We start from the raw sequence: 13599 nt of genomic DNA, 5'->3' as shown, positions 1-13599 counted from the left end.
AATTCCCTCACTAACCCATTGAGATTCCTAGCTTTCCCCACTTCTTTCTCTGAAATCATCATCTCAAAAATTTTCTGGAAAAATGGCACTGGAGTATTGACATTACTGGCTTTTCTGCTATACTTTACATTAACTTTAATGTAAAGTATAGAGACAAGATCAATGATATTTCCTGAGATACGTGTGCCAATCCCGGACATCGGCGGCTTCATTATCAGCAGAGGCGATGTAAAATACTGCTATGTCTATGTTGGAGACCGTGTACCTGTGGGGAATGACGGGAAGACGACGCACCCAAAGTCCAGGTGCATTGGCCGCATTGAGACATCAGAGGATGGTCAGTCTGAACTGATGCCAAATACCGCATACTATGAACTTACAGGGCAGGCGAAGCCTGATTTGGCGGTGATGGAAGGAGCTGGCAGAAAGCCATGGCACAAGAAGCCGGAAAATTCTGACGAAATGAAAACGGACTCAGAAATTGCAATGGGTTACGGAATAGCCATCATGCTCCTGTCAGCAGAACTGGAATTAACCGGCGCTCTTCTTAAAGCTTTTGGAGATAAACTGGGAAAGCGAATTATTTGTCTGGCTGCCTTCCTCTGTGAAAGCATGCGCTCTTCATTGGATGGTCTGGATAAATTTATTGCCGCCCACCTGTCAGGAACTAATTTTGATGTTACTTTTGATCGCAGGGAGGCTGGTCAGGTACTTGTTGATATCACACCGGAAAAAGTCGGTGAATTTTATACCTTATGGAATAAAGCTCATCCAGTTGAAAAAGAAATATTCTATGATGTAACTTCCTTTTCAACATATTCAGGCAATATCCTCAGAGCGCACTACGGTTATAATAGGGATCACGAGGATTTGCCTCAGATCAATCAGGGATTATTCTGTGACCGGGAAACAGGATTACCTCTTTTTATGTGTTCCTACGATGGTTCGTTAAATGATAAATCAAATTTCAATAATGCTTTAAAACGGGCTAAGGAGCACGGGGTAGGAATTGGAAAAGGCCGCAGAAAGATCTGCATTGTTACTGACGGAGGCTTTAGCAGCGATAATGCTGATTGGAGCCATTACCTTGGCTACGATGTTATCATCGGTGTCTCTGCTGATTACAGAAAGGACGTTAGAGAAGCCTACAAAGCCTGGACAAAAGGCCTTACGGAAAGCGAACGCGCCGACTCATGGGAGATGGGCGAAAGCTGCTACATATCCACTTCGATCCCGTTCAAACTTGGAAATGTGGATGGCGAACTGATGATGTACCGGGATTTGTATTTGGAATACGATAAAAGGAGACAATTATCCCGGATCAGAGACGGCAAAAGAAAAGAACTTGAGGAAACGACCGCAGCGCCTAAAGACAATTTTCAGCAGTGGGCTAAAAGTTTTGCTCCGTATTTCAAAGTCAGGAAAAATCCAGGACGAAAAGGATTTATTTACGAAGAGGACAAGGAAGCATTTAAGGAAATCTGCTCATTATGCGGAAAGGTAACGATTTTTGTGAGAAGGAATTCTAATAAAATCACACCGCAGGAAACGCTGAAAATATACCGTTCAAAAGAGTCAGTTGAAGATTGCTTTGATACCACTAAAAATGGATTGAGTGACAAACGTCTTCATGTTCATGGAGATAAACAGGTAGAAGGCAAACTTTTTATTATGTTTGTTGCCCTTATATTAAGAAGAGTTTTTACCAGAAGACTTGAACAATATCTTAAAGAAAATTCAATATCAACAACAACAGCAATTAAAGAACTTGAAGAAATTAAGTTTTACAAAGCAAAAGACGGATGGCATTTGAAGGATTCAATAACAAAGACTCAACGAGAAATTCTTGAACACCTCAATCTCAAATTGAGAGAAGATGCTCAGCTTAATATGGATATGCTGAAACAGAGGATTAGAAAGGGACGCAAGACAAAGTTGTTAGCACCTGCCAGTGGGGCACCCATAGAGCAAGTTTTCCAGGGCACTGTCTAGCATTGGCTTTCGTACTATACATTATGCCCCGCAATTTCGGGTGATAACAATCTTGAAATATCGCCTGAATGCGCGGTTTTAAGCCGTCATTTTTCTTTGAATCACTGATTCTTCAAGGGTGTATATCATTTTAGCGCCTGCCTTAGCGTCCTGAATTCCATGTGTTACGGACGATTCCCAAAAAATAGGTTTACAATTTTCCTGATCAGGGGGCAATCCCATGCAAAGGAGGCGGATTCATGTCCAGAATTGCGAAGACCGCAGACAATATTGTGAGCATTCCCAAAAGCGTTTCTGTAACAGCGAAGGGGTATGTTTACTGGAATGCCACTACAACCTGGGTTGATAAGGCGAACGGAACCGGAAAAAGGGCAGACCATAAGAAAGAATGCATCGGGGTAGTTTTATGTCCGGGCGGCGACTGGAAAAAGGATCGGCGCATGTACGCAAACTCGGCTTACTACCGGCTCTTTCCTGCGGATAAAAGTTCTTCGGAGAAAACGCCGGGCGGCAATGCTTCCAGTGCGTGCCGGGAATACCCGCAAAGGTTTGACTGTATTTCAGCGGGGCTTTATGCAGCAGTAAGCAAAATTGCGGAGGAATCCGGATTATATGAGGCGCTTCTGGAGGTGTTCGGAGCAGAAGATGCCTGCTTAATCATGGATTTGGCGATGTACATGATTTCCCGCGAAACTGCGGAGATGCGGCATTTTCCCCATTGGGCCGCCAGCCATGCCATTTTTTCTGAAAGCATTCCGGATGCCGGCTTTATCAGCGTTTTTGAAAAGGAGATTTCTCTGTCTCTCATCAGCAGGTTCAGGAATACCTGGGCTGCGGCGGCGCTCAGGGACGGCGGAACTTTCGGAGACGGACGTGTTTTGGCGCGCTATGATTCCGTGAATACCGGGTCTCAGGCTCCGGGCGTGTTTTTGGTTCAGCAGGGATACGCAAAAGACGATCCTGAAGAATGCCGGATTAATGCGGAATATGCGATGCGGCAAAAAGACGGGCTTCCGGTCACCTTTAATGTGTCCCCGGGCGCCGTCAAAGACATCAGCGAAGCGGCAAATATATCTGCTGGCCTCTCGGAGTTAAAAAAGCCGAACCCGGGGCAGCAGGAATGCGGAAAAATCCCGGGGAATGATAATATCAGCATTACGGTTTTTGCTGACAGGGGGCATATCTCGTATGAACATATTCAAGACCTCCGGAACCGGGGAATCGGATTCATCTTTTTGCTGAACGGGAACACGGAGCTTGCTAATGAGGTTCTCGGTAATCACATTGACAAAGTCAAAAAATCTGCCAGTTTCATCAGGGAAAACGGGAGGTTCGCGCTGACCGTCAGGAATAAAATCTTCCCGGATGACGAAAAGGAAAGTCGGTTCCATATTGTGTGGGACGGGGAACTGGAAACGAGGCGGCGCTTCGCTCTGGAAAGCGATCTGGCGGGGAAGGCGGATAACCTGAAGAAAAACATGGCAAAGGGAACCCGCCTGACGGAAGAAAATCTTAGCAGGTATCGCAAGTACTTTAACATCTCCTGTCATGAGGACGGAGCCTTAAAAATTAATCGGCGGGGAAGAGATGCCAATATGCCGGAATCCGCGCCTGCCTATGTGATTGATTCATTCGAAAGAAATGCGGCAGCTGTCGAGAAAGCTCACCAGTACTGCGGTTATCTGGTGTACGTCTCTGATCAGGAAATGACGGCTCAGGAGATCATGAAAGCCCTTGACAGAAGAGACGGCGCTGAGACGATGCTGAGAGCATTAAAAGGCTGGCTGAGCAGGGATAAAATCGGGTTTTGCTCGGAAAATACGATGCAAGCCAAAAATCTGATTTGCTTTGCCGCATCTGTCATAGGGTCGCAGCTTCTGGCAAAAACGGAAGCCTTCCGCGAACAGGAAATGAAAAGGTGTGGCATTTCAGCAGCCGGGGATTTGCCGGCAGTCGCTGATTTGCTGGAAGAAATCAGAGCCGACAGGGATTTATGCGCAGGAACGTATGTCCGGAGATATTTGCCGGGCAAAATGCAGAAAACCGTTCTTGATCTTATAGGGGTAACTCTTGAGGATATAGACGCTGTTATTGCAAATCTTGCCGATGAACCATGAAAAATGCTGTCAGGGTAAAAAACCGGCAGCAAATCAAGGTTACAAGCAATTATTAAAAATGAATTTCATAAAAACCAAGCGAAGAAAAGTATGGCTAATGAGATTGATAAACAGACATTTTGGCTGTTTAATCGTCAGTATGATGACAATACCACCGAAGAACAGGATAATAAAATTCTCGAATTGGCTGAAGAGCAAATATATGAATTTGGCTGGGATGAAACATTCAAAAGCTGGAAAAAATACCTTTTTACTGAATGCAAAACCCCGGAGTCAGTCATTAATTTTGCTAATTTGTTCTGGTGGTTTGCGCCTGATAAGTATTCTGTACCGGAACCATATGAATTTTTAGCATATTTTTATTACCGTATCGATTTTAATGTTGAGAAATATGACGATATGGGCATTCTGGACAGTCTTGCCACAGCTATCCTTGTTAAAGCCGGGCATAAGGAAGCTGATCGCATGTTTAATGCTGACTATATTCCTGAACTTGATCCCGGAATAATCGCTGAGGCTCAGGCCTATAAATCTTCAGGGCTTTAAATTGCTGATTACCTTCGCCGGCGGAGAGGCATTTTTTGGAAAATGATGAAAAAAGATAAACAAGATCCTGATATCTTCCAGGAAATTATGGTTAATGAAATTGACAGACAGACGTATTGGCTGTTCAATCGAGACTTCGGTATAATTCCGTCGAAAGTGTATTATATGTTCTGTGATAAGGCTGAAGAGCAAATATATGAATTCGGCTGGGATGAAACATTCAAAAGCTGGAAAAAATACCTTTTTACTGAATGCAAAACCCCTGAGTCCGCAATTAATTTTGCCAATCTGTTCTGGAGTTACGGCGGTCAGGATCATCCTGTCAGCGAACCGTATGAATTTCTGGGGTATTTTTACTTCCGGATTGATTTCGATATGGAGAATTATGATGCCGGCGGCATCCTTGACAGTCTTGCCATCGATCTCCTGCCCAAGGCCGGATATTCCTATGCTGATCCCAATATCAACTGCGATTATGTTCCGGAACTTGATCCCAGGATAATTTCCGCAGCTAAGGCATGGAAATCCGCCGGTCTTTAAGACTGCAACAGCCTTGTGAGGTCAGGCCGGGCGCTTTTCGAGAAGACTTTCCCGGGAATCCGGATTAAGCCTGACGGCTTTGCATGCGCCGGCGCCGGGTCTCGCTGTCTTTCTAAAACCTCTTTTCTTTGCGCTCCTTTTTTTCTTTGTGTTCCTCTAATTCTTTGCGCTCATCTTTGTCCTTTGCCGCGGCGCCCTGACCCGGAACGTTATAGCGGCACGGACGTTCTCCGGAGACGGGGATTTCATGAGATGCAGGCCGCTTAAAAAAAGAGTCCTTACAGGCAGCGTCGGATCGGGATACCGGCAGTAAGATAACAGCAGTAAATTGTGAGATAATTAGGAAACGGTTTTTTACGGAATTAATGCCATGCTTTTAGATGAAATCAATAAAGTTCTTCGGATGATCAATGAAAAGATCGTTCCTCTGGATCCGGAAACCAAAACGGCGGTGAGCAGTCTTAACGGCTTTAACGTAGAGTTCCGGCTTTCCGGGGAGGAGGAACTGCTGCGGCTGTCCGCGGCGGTATTCGAGGTGGAGAATATCTATGATGACGCCTTTCAGACTCTGTCTAAGGAGATTCTGATTCTTAATTCTCCGGAAAAACTGCCCTCGGATCTGCGCCTGGGGGTGGATACCGTTGATCAGACCGTTACCATGCAGGGAGTTATTGATGTCTCCGGGGCTCTGGATGCCGAAAGCATCGGTTTTTATATTAAGACCATGCTTTTTTATCTGCCCGGGGTTCGGGAGGATCTTCTCAGGGTTCTGGCAGCGCGGCAGGAGGAGCAGGAGGCGGCGATTACTCAGGAGAGCGCGGCGTTTTTTGCTGATGAAGTGTAACCGGCTTCTCAAAAATGGTTTTTCTGGGGATTTTTGTATCTCTTTGCGGTTTAATGCGTTGTTATTACAATAAGGCAGTAATAAACAGCAGCGAATAGCGATAAAAGGTATTTTCGCCGGGGCTATGCCGCGCTGACAGAATCAGGATGAAGTTATGACAGCTAAAAATGATGGTATGGAACAGCTCAATGCCGCTCTGGGAGAGCTGTCATCCTATGGTCTCGCTCCCGTGACTCAGAATGAAACGTCATTTTTTGTGAATTCGGGGACGGGCGAGGTTTCTCTGCGCGTTTTCCCGGAAATGGCAGTGTTCTGCCTATCGGTAAAGGTGGAAAATGCGGATCTGGAAAGGGGCGTTTACGAGGAGGCTCTGGCCATAAACAGCGCTCCGGATCTGCTGTCGGGCAATAACCGGCTTTTTTGCGACAGCCGTGATGCCGTAACCATCAGGCTGGGTTCCTGCGTCAGCCTGGAAAGAACCGATGCCGCTGCCCTGAAGCACCGGATCCTGGATTTTCTGCAAACCTTTCCCGAGGATCTCAGCGCGGTACGGCAGTATATGAGCGGGGAGTTTGCCGGCGCTGATGACTTTTCCGGAGATGACATGTCTCCGGCCTCTGTGATTTCCGGCCCTGATTATGTTCCCGGCCTCGACGACCGGCCGTTCAGCGTTTCCGACATGACCATGATGATGCCGGGCATGATGGCGGTGTAGCCCGGATTTCCTGAACTTTTCCCGCTGAAAACCGATCCTGCGTTTGCAGGGAGCCGGTTCTTTTTTCTGTTCTGCCTTCGCTGCTTTTTCTTCTTCGGATCTTCCCTTATATCTTCCTCATCCCCGATTCACTTCCCGTTTTTGTAACCTTGCCGCTTCCGGAGCGTTATCCGGCCGTATAATCAGTAAATAACAGATGCGCAGGGGAATTCTGCGGGCATTCCGGACAGAATTTCACGGGCTGAAGGAAAGAACAGGAAGGCTTATATGACCGGGGTAATCAATAACAATATAATCAATAACAACATTGACAATATTCAGCATGTTCCCAATAACGGACAGGAGCACGTACAGCCGCTGCAGATTCAGGCGCATCCTGAAAACCAGCAGATCCAGGATCTGGAAATTGTGGTGGGAGGAGAAAATATTGCAGAGCAGCTCCCCGGGGAGGTGACTGCCAAGTATCGGAGGCTCAGCGATTTTGTGGCCCGGGATCCCGCGCCCACAGCAGAGCAGGTTTTACAGAAGATTACCGATATGGCCAGCCGGGGAGAGAACGGCACCCGGACATTGTTTTCCAGCGCCCGGGAAGCCCAGGGCATGGACATTTTTTTAAATCGGAGCCTCCAGACTCTGATAGGCAATCTCTGCGCCCGGGCCAATCCCCCTGTGAATCAGCAGAATCTCATTGAGGATCTGAAGCAGGCCATGAACCGGATCATGTGTCCTCCGGAATACAATCAGGCCGAAGTCGACAGGGCTGAGGGCAAGCGGCAGCTTCTTATTCAGGCTGCAAACAGTCTCCTCCAGGCCGCGGGCGCCGATACGGATGCCGGCAGGGCCGTCAGCCAGATCCGGGATTTTTACTCCCGGGTGCTTGACAACCAGATGCGGATCTTCCGGAGCCTTCAGGACAACAAGGGGCTCAAAAACCCGGTAACCGCGGGATCTCCGAAGGATGCGCTGGGTATCGGGAAGGTGCTTCCCAATGACATTGAGACATTCAAAAAAGAGTTTACGGCGCCGCAGGTTTCTCCGGATGATGTGAAAAGCGAGGTGCTCTCCGGCAACATGACGATGAAGGAGGCTCTTTCGCGCTATCCCGAGTACGAGTCGATCCTGAGAGAGCTCTCTGAAGGCAAGCTGAATGAGCTTTCCGCAAATCTCAGTAATATGACCAATTTAAGAAACGATCCTGACGGGGATATGAACGAACTTGCCAATATTGTAGTAGGCAACATTAATGATGAAACCGCGGATCTGCTTGTAAGCAAGGTCATGAATAATCTTAAGCTCATTTCCCAGGCCACCGGCAAGGCAGACACGCTGCTGTCAGCTGAAGACCGCGACGAGTTTATCCGGAAATTTGCCACTGCCCCGGAAAATAATGCGAATCAGGAGGTTCCCAATCCTTCGCGAGATCTTTTTCGGGAAAACATGAGCTTTATCAGGGATACCTTTTTCCGGACGGCTCTTTATCAGGCGCAGAATCCCGGCAACGCAAATCTGCTTAACGATACTCTCAGCCGGCTTATGGGGAATCCCGCCCAGTGCATGAAGCTTTTGAGCGCCATTGATTATTCAGAAGACATTTTCAGGGAAATGCTCCGGAATCCGGTGATCCTGAAGTCATATACCGATATTGTTCAGGGCGCAGTTCATGGCGATGAGCTCAGAACGGCGCTGCAAAATATCTCTCAGGGCCTTCGGAATCCGGTTTTCCAGGGGGATAACTCTCTTATGCAGGCGCTTTTAAAGACTGTTCCTGCCGATGTCTATGCCAATAATAACGCGGATCGGGCGGTACTGGAGCACTATCCCGTTACTCTGGATCTTACTCAGGATGCTCTGGCCTGCATTAATTATGTGCTTAGAGCCGTGCCGGGCGCCAATCAGCAGGACAAGACGGCAGCTGAGATAACTCTGGCAGATTTGAAGAACGCTTACCAGAGCCTGTGCCATCCCACGGATGAGCTGAAGAGACATATAAAGGATCTGGGCGCGCATCAGGATATCAGAAATCAGGAAGCCATGGTTCTTAAGGCCGCCTTTCACAGATATCTGGCAGATCATCCCGAAGAGCTTTTTACGGAAAACGGCAATCCCAGGGAGGTTTCCTTCAGACACTGCCTGGGCTTTCAGAATGAAATGGGCATTATTACCGGCGAGAATCCGGATCAGCAGCATGTCAGCCTCAGCCGTTACGGCGAAGGGGATCCCACCACGGCCAACATTAAGGAGACCGATGCCGGATTCTTTATCGGCGTTTTCAATGTCATGATGAACAACGCCTCATTCCTGAAGGCGGCGGCCAATCTTCCCGAGGTTCATCTCGTAAGAAAGATGTCCGAGGCTCTCAACGTTAATATCGAAAAGCTTCTGGAACAGAATCAGGCTCTTCGGGCTTCCTACGAAAATGCCTGCCGGGAGAAGGGAGGCATTGTTAACTGGTTTAAGGCCAATCAGGGAGTTTTTCTGGAAGCCTTCCTCAATGGTGAAGGCGTCAGGCAGTCTCTGAGCAGCATGAGAAACGAGACTAACGAGGATCTGCGAAATGCCCGTACCCGCATTGCCAATAACGGACTCAAAGCGCTTGCGGAATTTAAAGGCCTTTACAGCAAGACCGGCAATGCAGCTCCGGGGAATGTCGCACCGGGGAATGTCGCTCAGGAAGCTCTCCCGGCCTCTATCAGCACGGTGGAAGGGGTTCTCCGGGAGACTGCCGCAGTGCGGGGATCGGAAAAGCTCGGCCTTCTGGCCGCTTCTCTGGCTGCGGTTTGTCCCCCGGATATCGAAGAGCTTATTCCCGCGGGAACGAACTATCATGGTCTTACCGCGGAGGATTTTCGGAATCCGGATAGGCTTGAACACATCGGGAATACTCTTAATACCTTGTCTAATGAGATAAAGAAGACCCCTGAGTATGCTGATATCTTCATGAGCTATGTTCAGCTCAGGGTTTACTGCGAGCAGCATCAAAACCAGCACGCCCCTGTTGCCGCCGAGGAACTGGCAGCGGTCAGAGTGACCGAGCAGAATCTGACTTTGGCTGATCAGGTTCAGCAGGCAGCGAAGGAGATGCCAGATGGTTTTGAAGTGGTGGGTCAGATTCACACCCCTCTTTACGATGCTCTCAAGAGACGTCTGGCTCCGTCTAAGGAAGATCTGACCGCCTTCCTGTCAGCGCTGAAGGTTACCGATGACATGTTTGCTCCGGAGCATAATATTTTTGTGAGCAATAAAGAATCCGGCAAGGCTAAATGCCAGGCGGTGAAGAATGCCATCAAGTCTGCCCTGGAAAGTCTTGCAAGGCCGCATGCCGATGTCAGCGGCGTGGCCCGGGAATTATTCGGCAGGATAAAGAATGAGCTGGCCGGAAACAAAACCCGGGAGCTTGCAGCCGCTCTTATGACCCTGTCTCCTTATCTGACCAGAACCTTTCATCCGGACAGCGTTAAAGCGCAGGATCAGGCTGACGATATCATACTCGGCAATATTAAGGGGCTTTTCAGTTCCCGCTATGCCCGGGAGCAGCAGAATCTGCTCGGCAGAATCACTGCAGATGTCACGAATCTGCATGCCGCCAAGGCCAATGGGATGAGCGATGATCTTGCGAGTCTGAAGGACGTTCATACGGGGCAGACAGCTGATATCAGAAACATTTTCAGGAATAGCGCCTATGGCAGGATCATGCTGGAAAACGCCGTGCACAAGGCCGCCTATGATAACGGCTACAAGACTCTGGCCGATATGAAGTACGCCATTATCAAGGGCAAGGCTCCCGTCGGCAAAACCCCGGCCGATCTGGTGAATGACGCCGTGGCGTACCTCATGACCAAATTCCGGACAGCAGGGGATCAGCGCCTGGAGACCGTCCCGCAGAATCAGCGGGAAGCAGAAGAAGCCGCCATTAACAGTTTATGCAATGAGGAAGCGCTCCGGAAGCTGGTGCAGTCCCACCTTTCCCTTGACGATAATAGCGAAAACGTCGGAAACAGCATCCACACCGCCAGAATTAAGTACGCCTTCCGGGTGGTCAAAAACTCTTCTCCCCTGAAGGCGATAAAGGGCTTTTTCAGCGCCATCCCCGGGGTAGGCCGCCTTGCCGCCTACTTTAAGAACCGGAATCAGCTGGCCAAAGGGCGGGATTTTGCGGAAGGCATTCTGAATTCCATTCCGCCGGGACAGACCCTGACTCATTATCATGACAACAAGCTCACCGGAGGCTTCGGAATAAAATTCAAGGCCTTCGGGGCGGATTTTAAGGCTCAGGGGGAATTATCCCTGAACGGCAGCGCGGATTTTAAGGTTTCGCATACAAAGGACGGCAAATTCGTGTTCACTCTGGGCGCGGCCATGGCAGCCGATCTCAAGGGCGTTGCTGCCTTCAAGGAGGCCAAAACCGAGGTGGCCTCGGTCAGCGCCGGCATCGGCGGCGGTTATAAGAAGGTCTATATTCTGACCTTTAATGATCGGGAAAAGGCCAGAGAATTCCTGGCCCGGGCCGCCACTAACAATCTTGACAAAAAAACCATGGGCTCCGCCAATAGTCAGGTAACCCAGAGCGTGAAAAACATCCACGGAGGCGCGGAGATCAAGGCGGATATCTACGGCGTGTTCCAGGAGATTAAGGGCGATGATGTTTCCGCCGTGCGGGAACCGGCCAATGCTCAGGCTTCTCTCGGCATCAAAGGGGATAAAGACTGGAACTACGAAAAGGGTTCGGATTACCACCGCTATTCCACCCATGCCAAGACCACGCTTTATGCGGGAGCCAAGGCGACGTTTTCCCTGCAGCAGACCCTGCTGGGCAACAAGGATCCGACTAAGATGACCCCTGAGGAAATGGCGGAATATAACAGGATTGACGCCAATCTCACCACGGGAGACATGATCATTGCCGGTTTCCTGAACCACAACAAGTACATGGCGGATTATGTTATCGGGAAGTACGGCACCAGCCAGTTCAATACCAATGCCGAATACATGAAAAACGATGAGAAGAATCAGTCCGCCAAAACCGGCAAGAAGAGGTGGATGGCTCTGGACGATCTGACCAAATATAAGGAAGACCCCAGCCGCTACATTGCCGAGAGCGTGGCGAACATCCTGAAGAAGGAAGCGATAAATCCGGCGGTGAAGGATGTGGATTCCCTGGCAGACTGGCTCTTATCGAAGATTCCCGGCTGGAAACAGATGAAGGACATCAAAAAGTTCATGAATAATTTTCTGGGGGCTCACGGGGACACCAGCAAAGTCAGAACCAGTGCCGGATTCTCCCTGGGGGATTCCACCAACAATCTGGTACAGTTCCATGCCGAGATTTCCTATACTGTTGATAATGAGACCCGTTATGACACCAATCTCATTGAGAATTCCCTGAGAAGGGCGGACAAGATCACCAGAGTCGCCGCTGAAAGCTCCGGAAGTCCGGCAGCCCAGATGCAGAAGAATCTGGAGTTCCTGAGAACCTCCCTTAAGGAAATGGGCTGCAGCGAGGATGAGATTGCCAAGGCCGCGGCCCGGCTCCATAACATGCAGTCAAAGGGCGTCAAGATCAGCGGCTTTGAGATCCACAGAACCGCCAAGAAGGGCGCCATCAGCAGGATTAATCAGGAACTGGCAGACCGGAACCCCGCTGATAATTTCAAGGCAGAGGTCAATAAGCTGAAGGACAGCGACTTCAAGCTGGACAGCATTGTGTTCAATGTGGCCAGCGCTCATTACAACGAGGTGGATAACTTCAATGTCAGCTTTATTGCCTCTCTGGATCACACGGTCACCAACAAGCAGACCATGGTTAAGAATCAGGTGCTGAAGTTCTAAACTGTTCCAGGCTCAAACGCGAAGGCCGTCCTCCGGGACGGCCTTTTCATGCGGAAAAGAGACGGGGAGAGGACGTAATCAGCGTTGCCGTGCGGCTTCTTCTGGCAAAATGCAAGTGTTCTGCTGTAAAATAGGCGGGGTGGAAGGCTGATTTCTTCCCTCCGAAAACCTCTCCGGAAACGTCTCTGCAAAGAGGTGTTCCGGACGGAGAGACAGGATACAGCCTTCCCCTCGCAATGAAAGAATTTTGGAGATATTTGATTATGAAACTCGCTTTAATCGCCGGTTCCGTTCTGATGCTGGCAGCCGGTACCGCCAGCGCCAACTTTGATCTGGTAAACAACACTTCATCAGTCATCAATGCCGTTTATTTCAGCGACAGCGGAACCGATGACTGGGAAGAAAACATGATTGAGGGACAGGTTATCAATCCCGGCGAAACCATGGAAATGCAGGTGGAGGTCAAGTATGACAAGTTCGACCTGCGGGTAGAATCCACCGAAGGCGGCTCTGAGGACTATTTTGAATTTCCGGGTAACGTAAGCACCATTCAGCTGAACGGCGCCGGTAAGTCCCAGTACAAGTAATCCCGAAAATCTGCTGCATCCGGAAAATCCTGACAGCGATGCTGCTCCCCGGATCCCCGCAGCTTCAGAAAACCGGTTCCTTAGGGGAGCCGGCTGTTTTTTTTTCCGGTGCCTGGCCATCGTCCGGATGCCTGACGCTTTCTGACTTGGCGGAGTTGTATTCATCGAGAAGCTCGCCGGCCAGATAGTCATCGCTCATGCAGATCGGAGACCCCTCATGAATGAGAGGACAGAGCTCCGACCGGTAGAAAAAATCCAGAGCTTCATACCGGGAAAGGCCTGATTTTTGCGCAAAGCATGCAATGACCCGGGCGTATTTTCTTTGCAAAAGCGTCTGGCTGGCATTCATAGCTTCTCGCTCCCGGCAAAACGAATGCAGCTTAAAGCGGCCGCGCTCCGCAAAGCAACCTGCATATCAGGCTTTTCATAGCG

At 49.3% G+C, this 13599-nt stretch carries 10 protein-coding genes; 8 read left to right on the top strand and 2 right to left on the bottom strand.

Going from position 1 to position 13599, the window contains the following annotated elements:
• Nucleotides 1-200 (bottom strand): hypothetical protein (locus ACJROR_RS05970; protein ID WP_406546292.1); only part of this gene is annotated, 200 nt, incomplete at its 3' end.
• Between ACJROR_RS05970 and ACJROR_RS05965 the strand changes: the two genes are divergently transcribed.
• The 8 genes from ACJROR_RS05965 to ACJROR_RS05930 all read left to right on the top strand — a co-directional run bounded on the left by ACJROR_RS05965 (nucleotide 184) and on the right by ACJROR_RS05930 (nucleotide 13167).
• Nucleotides 184-1992, top strand: coding sequence for an IS1634 family transposase (locus ACJROR_RS05965; RefSeq protein ID WP_406546291.1), 1809 nt, complete (start codon nucleotides 184-186; stop codon nucleotides 1990-1992). The two genes, ACJROR_RS05970 and ACJROR_RS05965, sit on opposite strands and share 17 nt — an antisense overlap.
• Nucleotides 1993-2231: 239 nt before the next feature.
• Complete coding sequence (locus ACJROR_RS05960; protein WP_406546289.1) at nucleotides 2232-4109, top strand: transposase; 1878 nt, start codon at nucleotides 2232-2234, stop codon at nucleotides 4107-4109.
• Nucleotides 4110-4199: 90 nt separating this feature from the next.
• Entirely contained in the window at nucleotides 4200-4655 is a 456-nt protein-coding gene (locus tag ACJROR_RS05955; protein WP_406546288.1) for a hypothetical protein, read from the top strand.
• Nucleotides 4656-4742: 87 nt separating this feature from the next.
• Nucleotides 4743-5195: a hypothetical protein gene (locus tag ACJROR_RS05950; protein WP_406546287.1), complete on the top strand. Its 453-nt coding sequence runs from the start codon at nucleotides 4743-4745 to the stop codon at nucleotides 5193-5195.
• 370 nt (nucleotides 5196-5565) lie between these two features.
• Nucleotides 5566-6039: a hypothetical protein gene (locus ACJROR_RS05945; RefSeq protein ID WP_406546286.1), complete on the top strand. Its 474-nt coding sequence runs from the start codon at nucleotides 5566-5568 to the stop codon at nucleotides 6037-6039.
• Between the two features lie 154 nt (nucleotides 6040-6193).
• Nucleotides 6194-6754: a hypothetical protein gene (locus ACJROR_RS05940; RefSeq protein WP_406040965.1), complete on the top strand. Its 561-nt coding sequence runs from the start codon at nucleotides 6194-6196 to the stop codon at nucleotides 6752-6754.
• 267 nt (nucleotides 6755-7021) lie between these two features.
• Nucleotides 7022-12580: a hypothetical protein gene (locus ACJROR_RS05935; protein ID WP_406546284.1), complete on the top strand. Its 5559-nt coding sequence runs from the start codon at nucleotides 7022-7024 to the stop codon at nucleotides 12578-12580.
• A gap of 263 nt (nucleotides 12581-12843) precedes the next feature.
• Entirely contained in the window at nucleotides 12844-13167 is a 324-nt protein-coding gene (locus ACJROR_RS05930; RefSeq protein WP_406040969.1) for a hypothetical protein, read from the top strand.
• Between the two features lie 64 nt (nucleotides 13168-13231).
• On the opposite strand, the gene ACJROR_RS05925 is transcribed toward ACJROR_RS05930, so the two are convergent.
• On the bottom strand, nucleotides 13232-13516 hold the full coding sequence (locus tag ACJROR_RS05925) for a hypothetical protein (protein WP_406546282.1): 285 nt from the start codon (nucleotides 13514-13516) through the stop codon (nucleotides 13232-13234).
• Nucleotides 13517-13599: the final 83 nt, after the last annotated feature.

It is taken from the genome of Succinimonas sp., from assembly GCF_045225735.1.
Classification (GTDB): domain Bacteria; phylum Pseudomonadota; class Gammaproteobacteria; order Enterobacterales; family Succinivibrionaceae; genus Succinimonas.
This window is presented reverse-complemented; position numbering and strand designations above follow the sequence as displayed.